Below are 22152 nucleotides of genomic sequence, written 5' to 3' on the forward strand. Positions count from 1 at the left end.
TTTTTGCGACTTTTGGTACAAAGTATACATCTGTTTCTAATGCCGGTTTCTTAATGAGTCTTACAGTTATCTTTATTCCAGCATTATCATCTATATTTTTAAAGCAAAGGCCTGAGAAAAAAGTTATATTGGGAATCGTTTTAACTATAGTAGGAATAGGGCTATTAACATTAAATAGCCAATTAAAGATAGGTTATGGTGATATATTATGTATTTTATGTGCTTTATTTTATGCAGTTCATATCATCGTTACAGGAACAATGACTAAGCATGTTGATTCAATTACTCTTGGAGTTTTACAGCTTGGTTTTGTTGGCATATTTAGTACAGTTTTCTCAATGTGTATGGAAACACCAAAACTTCCTAACACTTTTGAATCATGGTTTTCAATCTTAGTATTAAGTATATTTTGTACGGCAATAGCTTTCATTGTTCAAATCATTGCGCAGCAATATACTAGTCCTACACATACAGGTCTTATTTTTTCATTAGAGCCTGTTTTTTCAGCAGGTTTTGCTTTCCTTTTCACAGGTGAAATGCTCACATTTAAGGGTTACGTAGGTGCAACACTTCTATTATTAAGTGTATTAATTGTGGAACTCGATTTTAAGAGTTTGTTGAAACTAAATTATAAGAAAAATATAGAATAAATGAACCCCCCCTAACATATGTAACTAGCATGTTAGGGGGGGGTTAAAATAGAGTTCTCACTTAGAAATCCAAAGTTGTATTATTAGGAAGCAACTTCCCCAGCTTTTACCTCATCTTGATTATACGTATCATGATCTAATTCACCAAGCCATTTACTAGAAATAAGACCTGCTGTCATGGAGCCACTTACGTTTAGAGCTGTTCGCCCCATATCAATTAATGGCTCAACAGAGATAAGAAGAGCGACAATACCGATTGGTAAGTTCATTGTAGAAAGTACGATTAATGCTGCAAATGTTGCACCGCCACCAACGCCGGCAACTCCGAATGAACTAATAGCGACAACAGCGATTAAAGTTAACATAAATTGTGGTTGTAATGGATCAATTCCTACAGTTGGAGCGACCATCATTGCAAGCATAGCTGGATAAATACCTGCGCAACCATTTTGACCGATAGATACCCCGAAGGAAGCGGCAAAGTTTGCGATTCCTTCTGAAACACCGAGTTTTTCTTTTTGTGCTTCAATATTTAGTGGCATTGTACCTGCACTAGAACGAGAAGTGAAGGCGAATGTTAATACTGGGAATACCTTTTTCAAATATTGAATTGGATTTAAACCAGATAGAGCAATTAATAATAAGTGAATAACAAACATCACGATAAGTGCTACGTAAGAGGCTAGAACAAAGTTACCAAGTTTCAAAATGGAATTTACATCACTGCCAGCGACTGTTTTTGTCATAAGAGCTAATACGCCGTATGGAGTAAGACGTAAAATTAAAGTTACCATACGCATTACAATCGCGTATACAGCATCGAGCATCTTTTTAAATAACTCTGCTTGCTCTGGATACTTTCGTTTCACACCGATAAAGGCGATCCCGATGAAAGCAGCAAAGATTACGACAGAAATTGTTGATGTTGGGCGTGCACCTGTTAAATCAAGAAACGGATTTGTAGGTAATAGTTCTAATAATTTTTGTGGAACTGGTGTTTTTTCAATAGAAGTAAATTTCTCTTCCACTAATTTTAAACGAGCAGATTCTGCATCACCCTGTTGTAAGCCAGTTGCTTGAACGTCAAATCCTGCGCTTGCTGCGATACCAACAGCTGCAGCAATTCCAGTTGTAAGAATTAAAATTCCGATAATAAGTCCGCTAATTTTACCAAGGTTTTTTGTTAATTTTAATTTTGTAAACGCTGAGATAATAGAAACTAAAATCAGTGGCATAACAATCATTTGTAGCAATTTCACATAACCACTACCGATTAAGTTAAACCAGTTATTTGATTCAATGATGACTTTAGAAGTAGGATCATAGATAAATTGTAAGATAAGACCAAATGTAATTCCAGCTCCTAAAGCAGTAAATACACGTTTATTAAAAGATACATGCTTCCGTTGCATATAGTACAATACGCCGGCTAATATGAGCATGACCGCAACGTTAATACCGATTAGCAGTACATTCATGTTAATTCCCCCTAATTCCAATATGTTATATAAAATATATTTCAAGAAAACCTATAAGTCAACTAGGAAATTAAGAAAAATAAAAAAAGGATGGCAAATTGCCATCCTTTTAATGCCCGACGCCAGGGATAAGTAAAAATGTTGTATAGTATGTAAATCCGATGAAGAAAACAGTTAAATATGCCCCAAACACGTATATATACATACGCTCTGTTAATTTTAAATAACTTAAAAGTACGAAGAATCCTGTTTGTCCTAAAAATAATAGTGCAGTTGTGTACATATCTCCTAAGTAAAACATAACCGAGAAAATTCCAGTCCAAAAGCCGAGAACGCGAAACATGCGCTCCATGCAATTCCCCTCCTTTTCTAAAAAAGTAAATCTCTCTTCATTATAGTTTATTTTTCTAACTATTGTAAATATTCTATAAAAAGAAAAGAAGCCAAATGAAATTGACTTCTTTTTGATACATTTTCATGTAAGAGCAGTTATAGCTGAATTTTATAGTTGCATGATTTACAGCCATCTAATAAGTTATCGCTTCGCGTTAATTCCATGTTAGGGAATAGGATTTCAAAAATCCCTCTCATCATATCGCCGTGCATATTACAAACTTCATCTGCATGATGAACAGCAACTTCTCTAAATGGGCAGTTATACACGTCATAGAAAATTTTTGTGCCATCCGTACTCAATTCAAATGAAGGAGATAGGCCAGCTGTCGATAATGCCTCTTTGGCAATTTGTACTTTTTGTTCTAGTGTTAATGAAGCCTCAGTAACATTTAAACGCTGCATATGTTGTTCCATTAATTCTTTCCCAAATTGCTTGCCTGTTTCATATAATGCTTTTTCACCAGCTGCACCGAGGCTAAGGAGTGAATTAAAAGCAATTTTTGCTAACAATTGATAGTCGCGAAATGGGAATTGCAGCTGAATTAAGTCTTCAGATAATACATATAATCTGCTTGGTCTGCCGCCTTTTCCTGTTTTCTTCGTTTCTGATTTTAACATATTGACATCTTCTAGTTTTGATAAGTGTAAGCGTGCTACGTTTGGATGAATATTAAATTCATCAGCAATTTCTTGTACAGTTACGTAATTATGTTTTTGAGAAATATATTTATAAATGTAATAACGAGTTGGATCAGATAATACACCTGTAATTTTTAAAGCTTGTTCCATGATGATCTCCACCTTTATCACTTTATCCAAGATATTAACATTATAATACAGATAAAGTTATCTATAGTTAATTTTAGTCAATAATTCAGAAATTGTTCATATTTTCACAAATGTATTTTGCCCTTTTTTCGTGGAAAAAATCATAAAGTCACCATTTTTCTTTTATATTTTCTCATGATATATACATAGTGAGGAGGGAAGAAGAATGAACGGTGTTGAACATTTTGCGAATATGATTATGAAAGAAGCGTGCGCAGCGCAAGCATCAGATTTACATATCGTGCCGCGCCAAGAAGATGTAGTTATCCAATTACGTATTGGAAAGGATTTAATTACGAAACATTGTATTGAAAAAGAATTTGGAGAAAGGCTTGTTTCACATTTTAAATTTTTAGCATCTATGGATATAGGGGAAAGGCGTAAGCCACAAAACGGTTCATTATACTTACAGATTGATGGCCAAGAGGTGCACTTGCGGCTTTCTACACTTCCTACTGTATATCTAGAAAGTCTCGTCATTCGTTTACATCTACAAGCATCTATCCAACCGCTTTCTCATCTCTCTTTATTTCCAAGTTCAGCAAAAAAATTACTCTCTTTTTTACATCATTCTCATGGATTACTGGTTTTCACTGGACCGACTGGATCAGGAAAGACAACAACGATGTATGCTCTTTTAGAAGTGGCTAAAAAAGGACAAACGCGCCGAATTGTTACACTTGAGGACCCGGTTGAGAAAAGAAAGGATGGTCTGTTACAAATTCAAATTAATGAAAAGGCAGGTATCACATATACAACAGGTTTAAAAGCGATTTTACGACATGACCCCGATATTATTTTAGTTGGTGAAATTCGTGACGAAGAGACGGCAAAAGTAGCGGTGCGTGCAAGTTTGACGGGGCATTTAGTGATGACAACACTGCATACGAATGATGCAAAAGGGGCTGTATTACGTTTTATGGATTATGGGATTACAAGGCAAGAAATTGAGCAGTCACTATTAGCTGTAGCAGCTCAGCGGCTTGTTGAGCTGAAATGTCCATTTTGTAAAGGGAAGTGCTCGCCTTTATGTAAAGCAATGCGTCAAGTACGGCAAGCAAGCATTTATGAGCTATTATATGGACATGAATTGAAACAAGCTATTCGCGAGGCGAATGGAGAACAGGTAACCTATCGTTATGAAACATTACAATCGTCAGTGAAAAAAGGCTATGCTTTAGGTTTTTTAGAAGAGGACGTTCATGTTTGAGAGAAAAGGATGGCGATTACATGAACAAGTTTTACTATTAAAAAGACTTGGAGAACTATTAGAAAAAGGATATTCGCTTTTACAAGCGTTGGAATTTTTGCAATTTCAATTATCACCTCAAAAGCGGTTGCAACTACAACATATTACGGAAGAATTAAAAAATGGAAAGAGTTTACATGATGCTTTTCATCAACTCATGTTTCATCCGGATATACTAAGCTATTTGTTTTATGCGCAGCGGCACGGTGATATTTCGTTTGCGTTGCAGCAAGGGAGTGTACTTCTTCATCGGAAGGATAAGTATCAAAAGGATATGATGAAAGTGCTCCGTTATCCGATTTTTTTATCTCTTTTTTTAATAGGGATTCTTGCAGTATTTAACCTTGTTTTACTTCCACAGTTTGAAATGTTATATAGCTCTTTACAGGCGTCCTCAGCTTCTTTTACGGATCAGATTATGTCTTTTATTCAAATGCTTCCGTATATCATTAGCGGATTTTTTCTCGTTATTATATGTGGAGCCTGTATATACGTATTTTATCTACGAAAACTTCCTCCCGTTCAAAGAGTAAATATTATAATTCGTATTCCTCTTGTCAAAACATTTCTCATCTTAAACAATTCTCATTATTTTTCTGTTCAATTGAGCGGATTACTACAAGGCGGATTGTCGGTACTTGAAGCCTTGAAGTTAATGGTTGAACAAAAACATCATCTGTTTTTTCAGCATGAAGCAGCTCGAATTGAAGAACGATTAATTGCAGGAGAACAATTAGATTTCATTATTATGAAGAGCGGTTACTATGAAAGCGAACTGTCTTATGTAATCGCTCATGGACAAATAAACGGAAGTTTAGCGACAGAACTTGGAGATTATAGTGAATTGATAATTGAAAAGATGGAGGGGAAAATTAACCGTATTTTGGTCATCATTCAACCGTTGTTATTTACATGTATTGGTATAATCGTTGTCCTTATGTATTTAGCGATGATTATGCCGATGTTTCAAATGATGAATTCTATTTAGGAGGCATTTGCATGAAGAATGAAAAAGGATTCACTCTTTTAGAAATGTTATTGGTCATGGTTGTTATCTCGGTGTTGCTGCTATTAATTATTCCGAACGTTATTAAGCAGCGTTCTGCTGTACAAGGAAAAGGGTGTGATGCGTACGTGAAATCTGTAGAAGCACAAGTACAAGCTTATCAATTACAAAACAATAAAATACCAACAGTAGATGATCTGGTGAAAGAAAAATATATTACCTCTGCAACATGTCCAAAAGGTGAACCGATTAATATTTCAAGTGATGATGGTGCGGTATCCGTTGGTAAATCGTGAAACAACATGGGTTTACATTATTAGAAATGCTTCTCGTTTTATTTATCATTTCTTTATTAAGTGTGATCACATACTTTAATGTTGCGCCGCTATACGAAAAGCAAAAGGTGGAGCAATTTCTAAAGCAATTTTCACAAGATATTTTGTATATGCAGCAGTTAGCGATAAGTCGCCAGAGTCATTATACATTACGATGGTTCAAGGAAAGACATTTGTATAGCATTGGAGAGTCTGGAGCAGAAAAACTCCTCCTCATTCGGGAGTACGACAGTGATATAAAGATTGATTTAAACACTTTTCCGAATCCAATGACTTATAACGCCAGAGGAAATATAAATCAAGGCGGTACAATTTTACTTTCTTATCGTACGCATACTTATGAAATTGTATTTCAACTTGGTAGAGGGAGATTTACGTATCGTGAAGTGCCAAAAAGGATTGGTCATGCTCGAAATGCTCGTAGCGTTAAGTTTGTTAATGATGGCAGTGTCACTGTTGCTTCCGCAAACATTACTCGTTATGCAAGAAAGAAAAAATATACAACTCCGTTATAAAGCGCAATTATTGCTGAAGAAGGAATCAGCATTATATATGTATCAAAATGAGCAGATGCGTTCAAAGGAAGAGAAGGTAGATAGCACCGTGTATTACACGTATTGGAAAGGAGAAGAAGTTTGTACAACTTGGAGGGATGTCAAACAAAGAAGGATGGAGCAATGTCGTCATGCAAAAAAATAAAAAGCGAGAAGCAGGATTTACATTATTAGAGATGATTTTATGTTTATTGTTCCTCTCTCTTTACTTTCTTCTGGTGCCACGTCTGCATAGTTTATTTATTGAGAAGCCGTATTCGAAGGAATTGAATTACTGGGAATGGGATGTGTTCATGGAACAAGTACAATTAGAATTTCGTGAAGTTCAACGAGGGAAAGTTGTATTACTGGAGAATGAAGTAAATGTTCTGCTGTTTCAACTAGGGAATGGTGATGTCGTAACGTATGAAGGATTAGATCATAATGTCGTGAGAAAAGTAAATAAGTTAGGAAGGGAAATTGCATTACAAAAGGTAAGTTCAATTTCTTATGAATTGACGCCTTATACGTTATCCATCCATGTGCAAGATATAAGCGGTAAAATGTATCATGGTGTAGCGACGCGTTATACGGTAATTGAGATGACAATATGAGAAAACAAGATGGTTTCGCCATGCCAGGAACATTGATTCTTCTTTTCTTACTATTTTCATTCTTTATATATGAAACGAATATGCTTCTATCCGATAAGAAATTTTACATCGAAGCAGAACAGAAATTTTTTCTTGAGGAGATTGCTGATCAGGCGGTTTCAGATATTAAGAAAGACTTACAGCAAAAAGACAAAAATGATACATTTTCATTTCTATATGAAAAAGGAGAAGCAAGGGGGCAATATGTATTTGAAAATGAAGTTGTTTTTGTTTCACTACAATGTGTGACGAAACAAAAACAATCTTATAAAGTGAGCTTTCAGTATAATAAAATAAGTAAAAATATTGTAAATTGGGCAGAAGGACGATGAAGTAATAGGTTACATTACGTTTTGTTCTGCATCATAGTTGCAGAGCAAAACGTTTTTTCTTATTTTGCCGAGAAATATACAAAATAAACAACATCTTTCGTTATAATACAAATAATAAATCATGATCTATCTAATAGAAGAGAGGAAATAAAATGAAATCTATTTACATAACAGGTTATATGGGGGCAGGAAAAACAACAATTGGAAAAGCATTAAGTAAAGAACTTGATATTGCTGTTGTAGATACAGATCAAAAAATTGAAGAGAAGCAAGGGAAGTTAATTCGCGATATTTTTGCAGAGGAAGGGGAAAATACATTCCGTCAATATGAAAGTGAAATGCTGCGCTCGTTATCAACGAGTAATATGATTATTACAACAGGTGGTGGCATCGTTGAACGTGCAGAGAATCGTCAGTGGATGAAAGAGAATGGGAAAGTTGTGTATTTATATTGTGATCCATATGTGATTGCAGAGCGCCTTCGTGAAGATACAACACGTCCTTTATTTCAAAAAGAAAATATAGAAGCATTTGTAAAGAAGTTTGAAAACCGCCGTGCATATTATGAAGAAGCGGATATACATATTGATACAACAAATAAGAGTGTAGAAGAGATTATGGAAGAACTGGAGAGAAAGATTAATGAATAAAAAAGTGGGCATACTAATCAAGTAGGGGTGATGATAATATGTCTACTAATGATTATGTGCGTTTTGTGACGCAACAATTTGTATCATATATGGATGCTCCAAAAGAGGATCGCAAGCAGAAGAAAGCACAGCGCCGTGCTGAAAAAGCGCCATTTTTAAACAGATGGTTTGGTATGATGCCACTTAGCGCTGCTTTATTTTACCAAAATGTAAAGAAGAGAAGAAAAAAATCAAGTTAATACAAATTGGAATGATTTACCGCTAGTAATGATACTAGGCGGTATAGTACAATTTTTTCGATGAGTGTATACTTGTCATCGATTCGACAGATCAACCTATAAAAATCCCCTTGTACATGTATTGTACAAGGGGATTTTTGCTACTGTCTGCAACTTAATAATACTTCCATCTCAAAATTTGGCGAAAGCATTGTCCAGCTCTAGCGGCTAGAATCTCCGGTCGTTTCGCCCCCTCGGACGAGGTCTCTGCCCTTGGCGTGGGCGTCCTGCGATTCTGAGCAAGCCGCTTCCGCTTTTCTAAAGAAGTTAAGCGGGAGATGAACTGTTTGTAAAAGACCGATTGATGGAAGTTTCACTTTATTGTACAGGTTCTTCCTTTTCTGTTACCAGATTTATTTTATTACTAACCCAAACAAATCCTACCCCGAGACAAATGGAAATGCCCCAACCAACTGCGGTCATAATAGCTCTCATTTCGCCATATCCATCTACTCCAAAAACAGAAATAAAATAGATTTTTAAAAAGCTTTTTGCAATGAACTGGAGACCGAAAAATAATGTTAAATATTGCAAGGCTGGATATATGCGTTTATCACGATAAAGAGCACGGCTTTCATTTCGGTCATGTCCTTGCAGTGCCGCGATATCGGCTGCGAAATATAACATGAGTGGTTTTTTAATAAAGATCGTGCAGATGACAATTAATCCGAGAACGATATGATAATATACGTCGTTCCAAAGCATACGCTCAGCAGAACCAGATAGTAAGTCAACTGTCGTGTTTGCGATAAGGGTAATGAGAATAAAGAACCCTGTCACATGGAATTGCTTTTCTTTTTTAAAGCAGTAAAGTGTATAAAGAATTCCCGGTACCGAGGAAATAAGCATTGCATAATAAGGATCAATATGTGTTTTTGCGAATTTCCAAATGAGAAAAGGGAAGACGAGATAAAAGACAATATCGAATATAGCTTTTTTGTTTTGATTCATTGTAATCCTCCTTAAGTAATAGGTATATTTTACAATAGAATTTCTGAATATTGTACAATTTTAGTTGATAGTAAACATGTAATTACAGATGCCTTTGAAAATAAATATGTTTCTGCTTACTATATATTTGATAAAGAAGGTAAACTTCATCATTTCCAAGCAGGTGGAAGCGGTATGCCAATGCTTCGTAAACGTCTTGAGCGTGTGCTGAATGAAGCGTAAATGATCGCTTAGTGGAATGAAAATAAAAAAGATTGCCCCTAGCGTGGTAATTTTTTTTAGTATATAATAATTAAAACGCTTTCATTTTTGGAAAATTGTTCACAAAATTGACGAAAACATAAGTTATTCCTATTGTCATGTTGTTTTATAATGAAACTAATCACCTATACATGCATACAATATTGTGAAATAAATAACATAGATAATTTATATAAATGTAAACGTTATCAAAAAAGGGAGGTGGAGACCATGAGTAAATTTTTCTTTAATCATAATCCAGCAACATTAGAAGACGGAAGACTTGTAGAATATGCTGAAATTATTTATGGAGAAGGTGGCCGTTCTGTACTAGAAAATTTAATGGTGAAAGCATCTATCAGATTGCGTGATCGTTATCCGCACAAATCTGACGAACAGATCTCGCACCTCGTAAATCAAGGCTTACATGATATGTTTCAGAAATATGTGAAGGAATAAGAGGGGCGAAAAGCTTCTCTTATTTTTGTATAAGGATTGCTCCCCTAGCTGAAAATAAGAATGAATTTGAAAAGCGTAAGGGGTGAAAGAGATGAGTAATGGAGTAGGACGTTCGAAAAAGAATCTTCCAACAGACGCAAACCATGTCAGTGCAAAAGATCGAGAATATCAAAAGCGTATGACAGAAAAGCAGCAACAAGAGCACAATGATGGCAGAAAGTATAATGGGAAAATATAAGAAAAGCTCCTTCTCAAATGAAGGGGCTTTTCTTATGAAAGAAAATGATTAGCCGTAACATAGAAGAGACCACCATTTATAATTTGCATTGTAATACGAGGTTCATATTGCTCTTGTAGTGCTTGCTTTTCTATTTCGTAGCTTTCGGGAAGTTCTTCACTTTCTTCGTAAAATCGATTTAGAAGCGCTAAATCATGATTCCAGCGTACCCGTGCTTCTTCAGCCCATGTATGATCATCTGCTGCGATGAGATTTTTTAATGCATCTTCTACTCGCTGCAATCCACTTTGTGGCTTAATAATTGGAGTAAGTGTAAAACTGAAGTCTGGTATTTTTGGCGTGAGTTGAATTTTCGCTAGTGTTTCATGAAAATTTGTAATCATCGTTCCAGAAATAAGATGAATCCCAATGGAATGAAGCATGTCTTTCTTTCGATCGCATTGATAACATACTTTTATATTAATACCAAGCCATGGGTGAAGTGGTGTATGAGTTGTGCCACCTGGATGCACTTCTTCAAATAAACGTATGTAGGAGCCGAGTTCTTTTGTTGTTTGAAAGATTTGATGCAGACGTGGAGAGCCGTAGTGAATCAGCTCACCTTCCTCTTCCTCACTCTCTGAATTTGTAGTGAGAGTCAGGCGCATTGGGTTTGGTATGCCCCCAGTTTTCTCAAGATAATGCCAATAAAAAGGGCGATTCATTAATAATTTATCCATTTCAATTGTTAACTGTACATCTAATAAATGCGGGGAACGCCGCAAAATCTCGCAGTCGTTTGCTTCAAAAAAATTTTGTAAGTAATGATGAATTTCATGTTGCTGCATAGCCTTGCACCTCAGCTTCGTTTCGCTTTGCAAAGTCGATAATAGATGTTAAATTTTCCATCTTAATCCGAATCTCGCCTTCACTTTTTGACCCTGCAAAAATCTCTTGAATATGCGCATCGATATTTTTCATATTGATTCGCGTTAAAATTTCATCTAACTCACCGATGACCCGCTCAAATAAATTGATTTTTTCATACAGAAGTTTCAAAATATGTTCTTCTACTGTATGCTTTGTTGCTAAGTTAAAAATGTGAACATCATTTTTTTGTCCAAGGCGATGAATACGTCCAATTCGTTGTTCGAGACGCATTGGATTCCAAGGTAAATCATAGTTAATCATATGACTACAAAATTGTAAGTTAATCCCTTCGCCGCCAGCTTCGGTTGCAATTAATACTTGTGCATGTTGCTGGAACAATTCTTTCATCCAATCTTTTTTTCCGCGTTTAAATCCACCGCGAAACGGGACAGACGAAATGCCATGTTGTTTTAAAAACCATTGTAAATACATCTGCGAAGCTCTGTATTCTGTAAAGATGACGACTTTATCATCAATTTCTTTTATAAGCTGTAATGCTTGATTTGCTTTTGAATTAAAAGGAATATGATTAATTTTATCCATTAAAACATCGATATATGGATCTGGTATGTAATTTTCATTTTCTTTTTGTCTTTTTTCTACATGTTTTTTGAGTGAATAGTAAACAGCTTCCCGGCTACTACATACTTCTCGTTTTAAAGTTAAGGATGAAAAGGCAGAGGTAAAAGCGTCTTGTCCTTTCCAATGTTCAATTGCGTTGTATAGAGCTCGTTCTTCTTCATTAAAATCAACAAATATGGTTCGAACATGCCTTTTAGGCCACTCAATCCCTGTACCATTTCTTCGATTTCTTACCATCACTTTGTTAATGAGTGCTTTTAAATCCTCATCTGACTCTGCTGAACGATTTTTAGAAGCATAATATTCTTCGAAGTTAGATTGATTTCCTAAATGTCCTGGTTTTAATAAGGAAACAAGATTAAAAATTTCATCGATTTTGTTTTGGACAGGTGTTGCAGTTAGTAATAAACAAAACTTCTTTTTTAAACGCTGTGCAAATTCATAGTTTTTTGTTTTATTATTTTTGAGTTTATGTGCCTCATCAATAATGATGAGATCATATTCTAAGTTTAAAACGATATCACGGTGCGGAGAACGCTTCGCTGTATCAATGGATGAAACAATGACGTCAGCTTGTTCCCACGAGTAGCTTTTTCTCTGGGCAACAGCAGGAATAAAAAATTTTGTATTGAGTTCATATGCCCACTGTGAAACGAGGGAAGCTGGAACGAGTATAAGCACTTTTTTCACAAGACCGCGCACCATGTATTCTTTTAAAATAAGGCCCGCTTCAATTGTTTTTCCAAGTCCAACTTCATCTGCTAGTATCGCTTTTCCATTCATTTGTTCAATAACAGTTTGGGCTACTTCTAACTGATGAGGAAGCGGTGTGAAATGGGATAAATATTTCGGGGCTTGTAGGCCATCAAATGTAGGGACAAGCAATGATTTTTCTGTTTTATAAGCTAAATCATATAGTTCCCAATTTGTCCAAGGGCCGTCTTCATCAATTCTTTTTAAAAAATTATTTTGCCATGTTCGATCTACGGAAATATCGACATTCATTGAAACTTTCCCCCTTCTGTAAACGAAAATGCTTATTGGTATATCCCTCACCCGAAACTTTCATTTCTAGCATTTTAAGGTAAAGTTTTTTTTTGCAAGTGTGAGAATGAAAAATTCTAAATTATTTTTTATGCTAGAATATTGATGAAATAGATCGAAAAATGTTAGGATAATGGTGTGAAATGTGTGGAATCTTTCGTATTTTATCCAAGAAAGCACTTTTTTATTTACGCTTTCATAAAAAAATATATTGAGATTCCGTATATCTTATCTTTTCAGAATAAAAATGTTTAGATAAGGAAAGCCAACTTTTATTGATTTGTCATAGACAGCATAAGGGGGAAAGAGCATGATTACATTACAACGTACACCGCTATTTGATGTATACGCGAAGTATGGTGGAAAAACAATCGATTTTGGTGGTTGGGAATTACCAGTTCAATTCTCAAGCATTAAAGAAGAACATGAAGCTGTTCGTACAGCTGCAGGCCTGTTTGATGTATCTCATATGGGAGAAGTAGAAGTAACGGGTGCAGATAGTTTAGCATTTTTACAACGTGTTGTTACAAATGACGTATCTACCTTAAAGGTAGGGGGCGCACAATATACAGCAATGTGTTACGAAAATGGCGGTACAGTAGATGATTTATTAATCTATAAACGCGGTGAAGAAGACTACTTATTAGTAATCAATGCATCGAATATCGAAAAAGATTACGAGTGGTTAGCAAATCATGTTATTGGCGATACGAAAGTAGTCAATGTTTCTAGTGAAATTGCACAGCTTGCAATTCAAGGACCAAAAGCAGAAGGCATTTTACAAAAAGTTGTGTCAGAAGATTTGAAAGAAATTAAGTTCTTTAAATTTAAAAACGATGTTCTTGTAGATGGTATTCCTGCACTTGTATCTCGTACAGGTTACACAGGTGAAGACGGGTTTGAAATTTATTGCAAGAGTGAAGATGCTACGAAACTTTGGGAGAAACTTCTTGAAGTTGGAGCGGAAGACGGCTTAAAACCATGTGGTTTAGGAGCACGTGATACACTTCGTTTTGAAGCAACACTTCCACTTTATGGTCAAGAACTATCGAAAAATATTACACCAATTGAAGCTGGAATTGGTTTTGCTGTAAAAACAAATAAAGAGGCAGATTTCTTTGGAAAAGAAACATTAAAAGAATACAAAGAAAACGGTGCACCTCGCAAATTAGTCGGCATCGAAGTAATTGAACGCGGTATTCCTCGTACACACTATCCTGTATATGTAGGAGAAGAAAAAATCGGGGAAGTAACAAGTGGTACACAATCTCCAACGTTAAAGAAAAGTATTGGTTTAGCATTAGTTGATGTAAAATACGCAGCAGTTGATACAGAAGTAGAAATTGAGATTCGTAATAAACGCGTCAAGGCAGTAGTTGTTCCAACACCATTTTACAAACGTTCAAAGTAACGGGGAGAGGGGTAGATTTCATGTTGCATCGTTATCTTCCAATGACAGAAGAAGACAAAAAAGAAATGTTACAAACGATCGGCGTTCAAACGATCGATGAATTATTTTCTGATATTCCAGAAAGTGTTCGTTTCAAAGGGGAATTAAACATTAAACAAGCGAAATCAGAACCAGAACTTTTAAAAGAACTGTCTGAGCTTGCTGGTAAAAATGCAAATTTAAAAGAATATGCTTCATTCTTAGGAGCAGGTGTATACGATCATTATGCGCCAGTAATTGTTGATCATGTTCTTTCTCGTTCAGAATTTTATACAGCTTATACACCATACCAACCTGAAATTTCACAAGGGGAATTACAAGCAATCTTTGAATTCCAAACAATGATTTGTGAATTGACAGGAATGGATGTAGCAAACTCCTCTATGTATGACGGAGGTACAGCGTTAGCAGAAGCGGCAATGCTAGCAGCAGGTCATACTCGCAAAAAGAAAATTCTTGTTTCTAAAGCAGTTCATCCGGAATCAAGAGCAGTGCTTGAAACATATGCAAAAGGTCAACATCTTGAAGTTGTTGAAATTGATTATAAAGACGGTGTAACAGATTTAAATGTATTACAAAGTGAAGTAGATGATACTGTTGCTTGCGTAATCGTTCAATATCCAAACTTCTTTGGACAAGTGGAGAAATTAGCTGATATTGAGAAAATCGTTCATCAGCAAAAATCATTGTTTATCGTTTCTTCCAATCCGTTATCATTAGGTGCATTAACACCACCAGGTAAATTTGGTGCTGATATTGTAATTGGTGATGCACAACCATTTGGTATCCCAACACAGTTTGGTGGACCACACTGCGGTTATTTTGCAACAACGAAAGCATTTATGCGTAAAATCCCAGGACGTCTTGTTGGACAAACTGTGGATTCAGATGGCAAACGTGGCTTCGTTTTAACATTACAAGCTCGTGAACAACACATTCGTCGTGATAAAGCGACATCTAACATTTGTTCAAACCAAGCATTAAATGCATTAGCAGCGTCTGTTGCAATGACAGCACTTGGTAGACAAGGTGTGAAAGAAATGGCACGTCAAAACATTTCTAAAGCACAATATGCAAAACGCCAATTTGAAGCAAAAGGTTTCAAAGTAACATTTGCTGGACCATTCTTCAATGAGTTTGTTGTCGATTGCAAACGTCCAGTACAAGAAGTAAATGATGCATTAATTCAAAAGAATATAATTGGTGGTTATGACCTAGGCCGTGATTATAAAGAATTAACAAATCATATGCTTTTAGCGGTAACAGAACTTCGCACAAAAGAAGAAATTGACACACTTGTAAACGAAATGGGGGCTATCCAATGAAGAACCAAGACCAAGCACTTATTTTTGAAATGAGTAGAGAAGGACGCGTAGGATATAGCTTACCCCAATTAGATGTAGAAGAAGTAAAGTTAGAGGATGTGTTTGAGAGCGATTATATTCGTACTGAAGATGCAGAGCTTCCAGAAGTGTCTGAACTCGATATTATGCGCCATTACACAGCGCTTTCAAATCGTAACCACGGCGTTGATTCTGGATTCTATCCACTAGGATCTTGTACGATGAAGTACAATCCAAAGATCAATGAAAACGTGGCACGTTTCCCAGGCTTTGCACACATTCATCCACTTCAAGATGAAAAAACAGTGCAAGGTGCAATGGAATTAATGTATGATTTACAAGAACATTTAATCGAAATTACAGGTATGGATACTGTTACACTTCAACCAGCTGCTGGTGCACATGGCGAATGGACAGGATTAATGTTAATCCGTGCATACCATGAAGCAAATGGTGACCATAACCGTACAAAAGTTATTGTTCCTGACTCTGCGCATGGAACAAATCCAGCATCTGCAACAGTAGCAGGATTTGAAACAATTACGGTAAAATCAAATGAAAATGGTCTTGTTGACTTAGAAGATTTAAAACGTGTTGTGAATGAAGAAACAGCAGCACTTATGTTAACAAATCCAAATACACTTGGTTTATTTGAAGAAAACATTTTAGAAATGGCGGAAATCGTTCATAATGCAGGTGGTAAATTGTATTATGATGGCGCAAACTTAAATGCAGTATTAAGTCAAGCGCGCCCAGGAGATATGGGATTTGACGTTGTGCATTTAAATCTTCATAAAACATTTACAGGTCCGCACGGCGGCGGTGGTCCAGGTTCTGGCCCAGTAGGTGTGAAAGCTGATTTAATTCCGTTTTTACCAAAACCAGTTTTAGAGAAAACAGAAAATGGTTATCACTTTAACTACGATCGTCCACAAGCAATTGGACGCGTGAAACCATTCTATGGAAACTTTGGTATCAATGTTCGTGCTTATACGTATATTCGTTCTATGGGTCCAGATGGACTGCGCGCAGTAACAGAATATGCTGTATTAAATGCAAACTATATGATGAGAAGATTAGCACCGTTCTATGATCTTCCATTTGATAGACATTGTAAGCATGAATTTGTATTATCAGGTCGTCGTCAAAAGAAACTTGGTGTACGTACACTAGATATTGCAAAACGCCTGCTTGATTTTGGCTACCATCCACCAACAATTTACTTCCCATTAAATGTGGAAGAGTGTATCATGATTGAGCCAACAGAAACAGAGTCAAAAGAAACATTAGACGGTTTCATTGATAAGATGATTCAAATTGCAAAAGAAGCAGAAGAAAATCCAGAAGTTGTACAAGAGGCACCACATACGACGGTAATTAAACGTCTAGATGAAACAATGGCTGCTCGTAAACCAGTTTTACGTTATCAAAAGCCAGCTCCTGTACAAGTTTGATTGAAGAGGAAAAAGAACTCGCTATGAGCGGGTTCTTTTTTTATGGAGAAATGGTGCAGAAGTTATGAAAATAATGTTAAAAATTTATATTTTTTTTGTGACATTGCAGTAAAAAGGGAGTTTCTTAGGCGTTTTTGTTGAAAAAGTCGGTTTGATAAAATTGTGTATTTTTGTTAGAATTTTATTGAAATTAAGAGGGTGTAATGAGGCAGAAGTAACTCATTTTTACGTATATGTGAAAAAACAAACAAGGTGGGTGAAAGCATGGGTTATAAATGTTATAGGATGGTATACTATTTGGAAAATGGAGAGACGATTAAAGACATAAAAGAATTTTGTTATCGAGATCATGGAAAAATGTTAGAACGTGTAGCACATCGTGTGATGGACAATGAAGAGGTAACAGCGATTGATAAACAAGGAACGATCATTTCAATAGCTTGTGATGACATCATAAAGGTAGAACTTGATTACATACAAGAAAGTTAGCCTTGAGTCATATCGAATTATTCGATAAAATATACTGTTGAATGGTGAAGTGAGAAGAGAGGAGTTTATCATGGGTAGTACAAGACACTTTTATATGTTTATTTTGGCATTTGTACTTGTTGCGGCGTTAACGATTTATTTAATTGTTGATAGCAGCTGGTACAATGCGGTGCATCCGGCATTTCTTATTTTTATGTATGTAGGAATTGCGGTTGTTAGCTTTGGGATGAGAGATGAAATGCTAGATCGCTTTGAAAAGTGATACATATATAGAAGACCAACAGGAAAATGTTGGTCTTTTTTTCTTGCAAAAAATAGGACACTGTGTATATACTGTATATATGAAGTATACACAGTATATACACAGTGGAGGAAAACATGAATATTATTATTTCAAATTCTTCCCCAGACCCTATTTATGAGCAAATTAGTAAGCAATTGCGGCAGCTTATTTTAAATGGTGGTTTAAAGGGTGGAGATCAATTGCCGTCTATCCGCAGCTTAGCGAAAGAACTACAAATTAGTGTAATTACGACGAAACGAGCATATGAAGAGCTTGAAAAAGAAGGTTATATTGAAACTGTTGCGGGAAAAGGGACGTATGTCTCCGTGCAAAATAACGAGCTGATACGCGAACAAAGATTGCGCTTATTAGAAAGTAAAGCGGAAGAAATCGTGAATGAAAGTAAATTTTTGCAGCTTTCACTGGAAGAATTACAACAGATGATTGCGTTTCTATATAAGGGGGAATAAGAGCCATGTTAGAGTTAAAAAACGTTTGTAAAAACTATCAAGATTTTTCAGTGAGAAATGTAAGTTTTACATTGCCACGTGGATATATTATGGGATTTGTCGGGCCAAATGGTGCCGGGAAAAGTACGACCATTAAAATGATTATGAATTTAATAAGACGAAATAGTGGGGATATTATCATTTTCGGTAAGGACAATCAAAAAGCAGAAAAAGAAATTAAGCAAAATATCGGATTTGTATACGATGAAAATCACTACTACGAAGATTTAACATGTGAACAAATGAAGAAGATTATTGCACCTTTATATAAGAATTGGGATGAAGCGCGATATCAAACATATATGGAGAGATTACAAGTTCCAAAAAGCAAAAAGATTAAGCAGCTATCAAAAGGGATGAAAATGAAATTTGCGATTGCGATGGCATTATCACATCATGCGGAGCTCATCATTATGGATGAACCAACATCAGGATTAGATCCTGTTGTTCGTAGTGAACTGCTCGATATGCTGCAAGAAATTGTAATGGAAGAAGAAATATCTGTATTATTTTCTACGCATATTACAACAGACTTAGAGCGTATTGCGGATTACATTACGTTCATAAACGAAGGAGAAATTGTCTTTACAGGAGAGAAAGATGAGATATTAGAAAATCATGTAATCGTAAAAGGAAGCAATGATTTATTAGATCCAGAAGGGAAAGAACTCTTTATCGGAATACGTAAAAATAAATTTGGTTTTGAAGGATTGGCTAAGGATAAACACGCGATTGAAGATTGGTTTGGGAGTGAAGTTGTGCTAGAAAAGCCGACTTTAGATGATATTGTTGTTTATACAGCGAAGGGGAGAAGAGTTAATGCGTCAGCTTGTGTTTAAAGATTTATATTTTCTAAGGGCTATGTGGATATTCTATTTAGGATTTTCAACATTCCTTTTTATCTCTAATTTATCTGATTCATCGGTTTTTGCTGCAAGTTGCCTAGTATCAACATTAGCATCTCTTATATTAACTATGGCACAAGATGAAAAGAATGATAGTGAAAAACTTTTAAATAGTTTACCTCTAGAAAGAAGAGATATAGTTATAGCTAAATATATAGTTATTTCAATGATAGCGATTATAGCTATCTTAGCGACATTAGCCGTTGTTTGGATGATAAGGGGTCTGACTACAATTGAAGATATCGCTTTATATCATCCGTATCTCTATATTGAACTTCCATGGTATACAGTGTTAAAAGGTATAGCAGCTCCATTCTTATATGCCGCATTTTTCTTACCTGTTTATTATAGTACAGATTCAAAAATATTACGTGGTGTATTAGCGATACTCATCGTATTGCCTTTAATTATTATTAGTTTGTTTATAGATGGTAGTCAATATGGTGTGGAGGCCTCATTTGGTGATTGGATTTCAAATATGTCAAATGTAGGGATATGTATAGTAGGGGCAATAGGATTAATGGCTCTATATATAATTTCCATGTTTACAGCAATCAGACTATATGAAAAAAGAGATGTGTAAAGGGGGAGAGTTATGAGACAGCTCATTTGGAAAGAATTTTTCTTACAGCGAAAAGTTTTTATCCTCTATCTGATATTGCCTATTTATTGCGCTATAAAACAGTTTATTGAACCGTTTCAGATAGCAATTCCTTGCTTCACAACTTGTTTTCTAATGATAGGAACTTCTTTATCATTTGAAGATAAAAATAAAACTGAGAAGATATTAGTAAGTTTACCTGTTATTAGAAAGGATATTGTTATAGCAAAATATGTATCAACAATAATTTTTATTGGATGTGGTTTGACTATCAATTTTGCTTTTGTAATACTACCTAAATTGCTATTACATGAAAATCTAAATATTCCATGGTATGCGGTTTTTATAGCTGTTTTTCTCTCTATTATTTATGCAATAATGGTTCTTCCTGTAAAATATGGCGGAAACAAGCAAACTGTTACTATTTTTAGCATACTTTTACTTTTTTTCTTAATAGGTTTATTAGGATTTATGTGTAATGTTCTTGCTGAAAAAAGACTCATGATAATGTTTTTTCACTCTTCAAATCTGACATTTATCATAAGTATATTGAGTATAGGAGCATGTGTGGCTTATCTTATTTCAATGTTGTTTTCTATCAGGATATTTGAAAATAGGGAGCTTTAATGTAACAGATTTAACATACTATATCATCAATTTAATTATAATAATACACAGATATTAAGTGATAATGTTAGGAGTTGTAAAAAGTGGTGCAACAACTAGTTTTAAAAGATTGTATCTTACAACGAAAAATAAGTATTTTGTATCTTTTATATCCTGGTTTATTACTGTTAATCAATTTTAAAAATGAGAGTCTTATAACGATTTGTTGTCTAACTATTCCGCTAGTTGGAACGATGTTTTCTTCTAGTCAGGAAGAAAAAAATAATAGCGAGAAGGTACTAAATAGCTTGCCATTTAAGCGAAAAGAGATTGTAATGGCGAAGTATATATTTTCTAGTTTGCTCATTTTAATTGGAATTATTTTAGGAAGTATGATAGGGAGCATTCAATTACGGTACGGAATATCTCATATGGATGTATTTATTGTATGGTGTACGGTTCTTGGGGGTATTACTGGAGCGGTTGTTTATGTAAGTCTTGCTTTGCCCTTAGTTTTTTCAATAGGACATAGTAAAGCTAAGAATATTGCACCTTTTATTGGCGGTTTCCTTGCTTTTCTCAGTGGTTCAATAGTCAAAAATTTATGGACTAATCAGGCTAATGAATGGGCTTTTAATTTTACAGTAAATATTATTTTTGTAGCTGTACTTGTGCTTTTTTATATTGTATCTATGTGGTTATCAATCAGTTTGTATAAAGAGCGTGATTTATAAAAGAAAGAGGGGAGGGTTATATGAAGCAACTTATCATAAAAGATTTTATCGTACAAAGGAATTTCTTCATTTGGTACATTATATATCCTTTTTTATTCTATATGGCGACGCACGATAACCAGAGTACATTCACACTTACGACAGTTATTATTCCAGTTATGATAATCATGAGAACGTTTTATAGTGATGAAAAAAATGAAAGCGAAAAGATGTTTACTAGTCTGCCGATATGTAGAAAACAAATGATATGGGCAAAGTATATGTTTGCACTGACTATTCTAATAATCAGTGTAATTATTGCTTACTTTACAGTGGGTGTTCAGCTGAGAATGGAGACAGTGAATTTTATAAAAATGACAGTTGTACCTAGTATGAGTCTTAGTTTCATTATTTTTAGTTTCATGTTGCCAATATATTTTATGCTAGGTTATCAAAAAACATTTATTATGACCTTAGTTATTTTAATAGCGCCGATATTTATTCTTGAGGTTTTCTTTAAAGTAAATATTAAGCAGGTAAGCTTTAATAGCGTTTTCTTATTGGTGGGTGCAATTTGTATGATGTTTTTATCAATGTTAGTTTGTACGAAGTTATACGAACGAAGAGATCTATAGAGAGGGCAAGAGAAGATGAGGAAAATCATGAGATTTTATTCATCAGAAACGAATAGGAACAACATTACATATTTATGCTTTCATCTTTTTCAGTACTTATACATCGATTGTTTGGAACGGCTTTGTAACAACAGGAATTCTTCTTATTGAAAAAGGTGCCTTATCAAAAGACACCTTTTTCAAGAGGAGAAATAATACAAGAGTAACTGATAAACAGAAACGGTGCTCGGCATATCTTTTGGTGTATGTAATATAAGGCTGAAACATATAACAAAGAAAAGAAATAAGAAAAATAACAATAGGATATGTTTATGTATAGAATTTTGCATATAATCAGCTCCTTTATGTGTAGT

28 protein-coding genes and 2 pseudogenes are annotated in these 22152 nt (G+C 35.0%); 24 read left to right on the forward strand and 6 right to left on the reverse strand.

All coding sequences use genetic code 11. The features are described from left to right. Positions 1–650, forward strand: a 650-nt coding sequence (locus tag V7183_RS17220; protein WP_335360274.1) for a DMT family transporter, incomplete at its 5' end; no start/stop codon positions are given. An 83-nt stretch (positions 651–733) separates the two neighbouring features. Here V7183_RS17220 and V7183_RS17225 read toward each other — a convergent pair. From V7183_RS17225 to V7183_RS17235, 3 genes are all read right to left on the reverse strand, one after another. Further along, the gene (locus V7183_RS17225) at positions 734–2128 is read right to left on the reverse strand and encodes an L-cystine transporter (RefSeq protein ID WP_335360275.1); all 1395 of its coding nucleotides are present in this window, start codon (positions 2126–2128) and stop codon (positions 734–736) included. Positions 2129–2237: 109 nt separating this feature from the next. Then, complete coding sequence (locus V7183_RS17230; protein WP_097896888.1) at positions 2238–2480, reverse strand: DUF2626 domain-containing protein; 243 nt, start codon at positions 2478–2480, stop codon at positions 2238–2240. Between the two features lie 137 nt (positions 2481–2617). Beyond that, entirely contained in the window at positions 2618–3313 is a 696-nt protein-coding gene (locus V7183_RS17235) for a helix-turn-helix transcriptional regulator (protein WP_097896887.1), read from the reverse strand. Positions 3314–3518: 205 nt separating this feature from the next. On the opposite strand from V7183_RS17235, the gene comGA reads away from it, so the two are divergent. The 9 genes and pseudogenes from comGA to V7183_RS17280 all read left to right on the forward strand — a co-directional run bounded on the left by comGA (position 3519) and on the right by V7183_RS17280 (position 8349). Further along, a complete protein-coding gene (comGA, locus tag V7183_RS17240) occupies positions 3519–4562 on the forward strand; it encodes a competence type IV pilus ATPase ComGA (RefSeq protein ID WP_097896886.1) in 1044 nt (347 codons plus the stop codon). Continuing rightward, the gene (comGB, locus tag V7183_RS17245; protein ID WP_097896885.1) at positions 4555–5589 is read left to right on the forward strand and encodes a competence type IV pilus assembly protein ComGB; all 1035 of its coding nucleotides are present in this window, start codon (positions 4555–4557) and stop codon (positions 5587–5589) included. Before comGA ends, comGB begins: the two co-directional genes overlap by 8 nt. Before the next feature lie 11 nt (positions 5590–5600). After that, a complete protein-coding gene (gene comGC, locus V7183_RS17250; protein ID WP_097896884.1) occupies positions 5601–5903 on the forward strand; it encodes a competence type IV pilus major pilin ComGC in 303 nt (100 codons plus the stop codon). After that, positions 5900–6343 (forward strand): annotated as a pseudogene (gene comGD / locus V7183_RS17255) (competence type IV pilus minor pilin ComGD); the annotation flags it as partial. The gene comGC and the pseudogene comGD, both read left to right, overlap by 4 nt. Next, positions 6324–6641, forward strand: coding sequence for a competence type IV pilus minor pilin ComGE (gene comGE, locus V7183_RS17260; RefSeq protein ID WP_335360276.1), 318 nt, complete (start codon positions 6324–6326; stop codon positions 6639–6641). The pseudogene comGD and the gene comGE, both read left to right, overlap by 20 nt. Next, the gene (gene comGF / locus V7183_RS17265; protein WP_097896881.1) at positions 6628–7089 is read left to right on the forward strand and encodes a competence type IV pilus minor pilin ComGF; all 462 of its coding nucleotides are present in this window, start codon (positions 6628–6630) and stop codon (positions 7087–7089) included. Before comGE ends, comGF begins: the two co-directional genes overlap by 14 nt. After that, a complete protein-coding gene (gene comGG / locus V7183_RS17270) occupies positions 7086–7460 on the forward strand; it encodes a competence type IV pilus minor pilin ComGG (protein WP_097896880.1) in 375 nt (124 codons plus the stop codon). The genes comGF and comGG overlap by 4 nt, the downstream gene beginning before the upstream one ends. A 152-nt stretch (positions 7461–7612) precedes the next feature. Further along, positions 7613–8110, forward strand: a complete 498-nt coding sequence (locus V7183_RS17275; RefSeq protein ID WP_097896879.1) for a shikimate kinase — start codon at positions 7613–7615, stop codon at positions 8108–8110. 38 nt (positions 8111–8148) lie between these two features. Then, on the forward strand, positions 8149–8349 hold the full coding sequence (locus V7183_RS17280; protein WP_097896878.1) for a YqzE family protein: 201 nt from the start codon (positions 8149–8151) through the stop codon (positions 8347–8349). Positions 8350–8706: 357 nt separating this feature from the next. Here the strand turns inward: V7183_RS17280 and V7183_RS17285 are convergent, their stop codons facing one another. Beyond that, positions 8707–9339: a VC0807 family protein gene (locus V7183_RS17285; protein WP_335360277.1), complete on the reverse strand. Its 633-nt coding sequence runs from the start codon at positions 9337–9339 to the stop codon at positions 8707–8709. A gap of 57 nt (positions 9340–9396) precedes the next feature. On the opposite strand from V7183_RS17285, the pseudogene V7183_RS17290 reads away from it, so the two are divergent. From V7183_RS17290 to V7183_RS17300, 3 genes and pseudogenes are all read left to right on the forward strand, one after another. Then, positions 9397–9561, forward strand: a pseudogene (locus V7183_RS17290) (TlpA family protein disulfide reductase); the annotation flags it as partial. 249 nt (positions 9562–9810) lie between these two features. Further along, entirely contained in the window at positions 9811–10038 is a 228-nt protein-coding gene (locus tag V7183_RS17295) for a hypothetical protein (protein ID WP_016116307.1), read from the forward strand. A 91-nt stretch (positions 10039–10129) separates the two neighbouring features. Then, positions 10130–10276, forward strand: a complete 147-nt coding sequence (locus tag V7183_RS17300; protein ID WP_000064866.1) for a hypothetical protein — start codon at positions 10130–10132, stop codon at positions 10274–10276. A gap of 32 nt (positions 10277–10308) precedes the next feature. Here V7183_RS17300 and V7183_RS17305 read toward each other — a convergent pair whose 3' ends face one another. Then, on the reverse strand, positions 10309–11103 hold the full coding sequence (locus V7183_RS17305; RefSeq protein WP_335360278.1) for a YqhG family protein: 795 nt from the start codon (positions 11101–11103) through the stop codon (positions 10309–10311). Next, a complete protein-coding gene (locus V7183_RS17310) occupies positions 11090–12772 on the reverse strand; it encodes a DEAD/DEAH box helicase (RefSeq protein ID WP_335360279.1) in 1683 nt (560 codons plus the stop codon). The genes V7183_RS17305 and V7183_RS17310 overlap by 14 nt, the downstream gene beginning before the upstream one ends. 349 nt (positions 12773–13121) lie before the next feature. On the opposite strand from V7183_RS17310, the gene gcvT reads away from it, so the two are divergent. The 11 genes from gcvT to V7183_RS17365 all read left to right on the forward strand — a co-directional run bounded on the left by gcvT (position 13122) and on the right by V7183_RS17365 (position 21799). Further along, positions 13122–14222, forward strand: coding sequence for a glycine cleavage system aminomethyltransferase GcvT (gcvT, locus tag V7183_RS17315; protein WP_335360280.1), 1101 nt, complete (start codon positions 13122–13124; stop codon positions 14220–14222). A gap of 20 nt (positions 14223–14242) precedes the next feature. Then, complete coding sequence (gene gcvPA, locus V7183_RS17320) at positions 14243–15586, forward strand: aminomethyl-transferring glycine dehydrogenase subunit 1 (RefSeq protein ID WP_335360281.1); 1344 nt, start codon at positions 14243–14245, stop codon at positions 15584–15586. After that, positions 15583–17058 (forward strand): aminomethyl-transferring glycine dehydrogenase subunit 2, encoded by a 1476-nt coding sequence (gene gcvPB, locus V7183_RS17325; protein WP_097896870.1) that lies wholly within the window; start codon positions 15583–15585, stop codon positions 17056–17058. The genes gcvPA and gcvPB overlap by 4 nt, the downstream gene beginning before the upstream one ends. Positions 17059–17322: 264 nt before the next feature. Continuing rightward, the gene (locus V7183_RS17330) at positions 17323–17547 is read left to right on the forward strand and encodes a DUF3929 family protein (RefSeq protein WP_097896869.1); all 225 of its coding nucleotides are present in this window, start codon (positions 17323–17325) and stop codon (positions 17545–17547) included. Between the two features lie 70 nt (positions 17548–17617). Continuing rightward, a complete protein-coding gene (locus V7183_RS17335; protein WP_141523177.1) occupies positions 17618–17809 on the forward strand; it encodes a hypothetical protein in 192 nt (63 codons plus the stop codon). Between the two features lie 116 nt (positions 17810–17925). Further along, a complete protein-coding gene (locus V7183_RS17340; RefSeq protein WP_097896867.1) occupies positions 17926–18300 on the forward strand; it encodes a GntR family transcriptional regulator in 375 nt (124 codons plus the stop codon). Between the two features lie 5 nt (positions 18301–18305). Continuing rightward, positions 18306–19178, forward strand: a complete 873-nt coding sequence (locus tag V7183_RS17345; protein ID WP_335360282.1) for an ABC transporter ATP-binding protein — start codon at positions 18306–18308, stop codon at positions 19176–19178. Further along, positions 19159–19827, forward strand: coding sequence for an ABC-2 transporter permease (locus V7183_RS17350; RefSeq protein WP_335360283.1), 669 nt, complete (start codon positions 19159–19161; stop codon positions 19825–19827). Before V7183_RS17345 ends, V7183_RS17350 begins: the two co-directional genes overlap by 20 nt. A gap of 12 nt (positions 19828–19839) precedes the next feature. Continuing rightward, positions 19840–20472 (forward strand): ABC-2 transporter permease, encoded by a 633-nt coding sequence (locus V7183_RS17355; RefSeq protein WP_335360284.1) that lies wholly within the window; start codon positions 19840–19842, stop codon positions 20470–20472. Positions 20473–20555: 83 nt separating this feature from the next. Beyond that, positions 20556–21185 carry an ABC-2 transporter permease gene (locus tag V7183_RS17360; protein ID WP_097896865.1) on the forward strand — a complete coding sequence of 210 codons (630 nt, stop codon included), beginning with the start codon at positions 20556–20558 and terminating at the stop codon, positions 21183–21185. 20 nt (positions 21186–21205) lie between these two features. Then, the gene (locus tag V7183_RS17365; protein ID WP_335360285.1) at positions 21206–21799 is read left to right on the forward strand and encodes an ABC-2 transporter permease; all 594 of its coding nucleotides are present in this window, start codon (positions 21206–21208) and stop codon (positions 21797–21799) included. The last annotated feature ends 353 nt before the right edge of the window (positions 21800–22152 follow it).

Origin of the sequence: Bacillus sp. JJ1127 (assembly GCF_036965845.1) — a bacterium.
Classification (GTDB): Bacteria; Bacillota; Bacilli; order Bacillales; family Bacillaceae_G; genus Bacillus_A.

Coding starts and splice junctions, on each gene's coding strand:
- V7183_RS17225 (WP_335360275.1), bottom strand. CDS start 2,128: ATGAATGTACTGCTAATCGGTATTAACGTTGCGGTCATGCTCATATTA.
- V7183_RS17230 (WP_097896888.1), bottom strand. CDS start 2,480: ATGGAGCGCATGTTTCGCGTTCTCGGCTTTTGGACTGGAATTTTCTCG.
- V7183_RS17235 (WP_097896887.1), bottom strand. CDS start 3,313: ATGGAACAAGCTTTAAAAATTACAGGTGTATTATCTGATCCAACTCGT.
- comGA (WP_097896886.1), top strand. CDS start 3,519: ATGAACGGTGTTGAACATTTTGCGAATATGATTATGAAAGAAGCGTGC.
- comGB (WP_097896885.1), top strand. CDS start 4,555: ATGTTTGAGAGAAAAGGATGGCGATTACATGAACAAGTTTTACTATTA.
- comGC (WP_097896884.1), top strand. CDS start 5,601: ATGAAGAATGAAAAAGGATTCACTCTTTTAGAAATGTTATTGGTCATG.
- comGF (WP_097896881.1), top strand. CDS start 6,628: ATGCAAAAAAATAAAAAGCGAGAAGCAGGATTTACATTATTAGAGATG.
- comGG (WP_097896880.1), top strand. CDS start 7,086: ATGAGAAAACAAGATGGTTTCGCCATGCCAGGAACATTGATTCTTCTT.
- V7183_RS17275 (WP_097896879.1), top strand. CDS start 7,613: ATGAAATCTATTTACATAACAGGTTATATGGGGGCAGGAAAAACAACA.
- V7183_RS17280 (WP_097896878.1), top strand. CDS start 8,149: ATGTCTACTAATGATTATGTGCGTTTTGTGACGCAACAATTTGTATCA.
- V7183_RS17285 (WP_335360277.1), bottom strand. CDS start 9,339: ATGAATCAAAACAAAAAAGCTATATTCGATATTGTCTTTTATCTCGTC.
- V7183_RS17295 (WP_016116307.1), top strand. CDS start 9,811: ATGAGTAAATTTTTCTTTAATCATAATCCAGCAACATTAGAAGACGGA.
- V7183_RS17300 (WP_000064866.1), top strand. CDS start 10,130: ATGAGTAATGGAGTAGGACGTTCGAAAAAGAATCTTCCAACAGACGCA.
- V7183_RS17305 (WP_335360278.1), bottom strand. CDS start 11,103: ATGCAGCAACATGAAATTCATCATTACTTACAAAATTTTTTTGAAGCA.
- V7183_RS17310 (WP_335360279.1), bottom strand. CDS start 12,772: ATGAATGTCGATATTTCCGTAGATCGAACATGGCAAAATAATTTTTTA.
- gcvT (WP_335360280.1), top strand. CDS start 13,122: ATGATTACATTACAACGTACACCGCTATTTGATGTATACGCGAAGTAT.
- gcvPA (WP_335360281.1), top strand. CDS start 14,243: ATGTTGCATCGTTATCTTCCAATGACAGAAGAAGACAAAAAAGAAATG.
- gcvPB (WP_097896870.1), top strand. CDS start 15,583: ATGAAGAACCAAGACCAAGCACTTATTTTTGAAATGAGTAGAGAAGGA.
- V7183_RS17330 (WP_097896869.1), top strand. CDS start 17,323: ATGGGTTATAAATGTTATAGGATGGTATACTATTTGGAAAATGGAGAG.
- V7183_RS17335 (WP_141523177.1), top strand. CDS start 17,618: ATGGGTAGTACAAGACACTTTTATATGTTTATTTTGGCATTTGTACTT.
- V7183_RS17340 (WP_097896867.1), top strand. CDS start 17,926: ATGAATATTATTATTTCAAATTCTTCCCCAGACCCTATTTATGAGCAA.
- V7183_RS17345 (WP_335360282.1), top strand. CDS start 18,306: ATGTTAGAGTTAAAAAACGTTTGTAAAAACTATCAAGATTTTTCAGTG.
- V7183_RS17350 (WP_335360283.1), top strand. CDS start 19,159: ATGCGTCAGCTTGTGTTTAAAGATTTATATTTTCTAAGGGCTATGTGG.
- V7183_RS17355 (WP_335360284.1), top strand. CDS start 19,840: ATGAGACAGCTCATTTGGAAAGAATTTTTCTTACAGCGAAAAGTTTTT.
- V7183_RS17365 (WP_335360285.1), top strand. CDS start 21,206: ATGAAGCAACTTATCATAAAAGATTTTATCGTACAAAGGAATTTCTTC.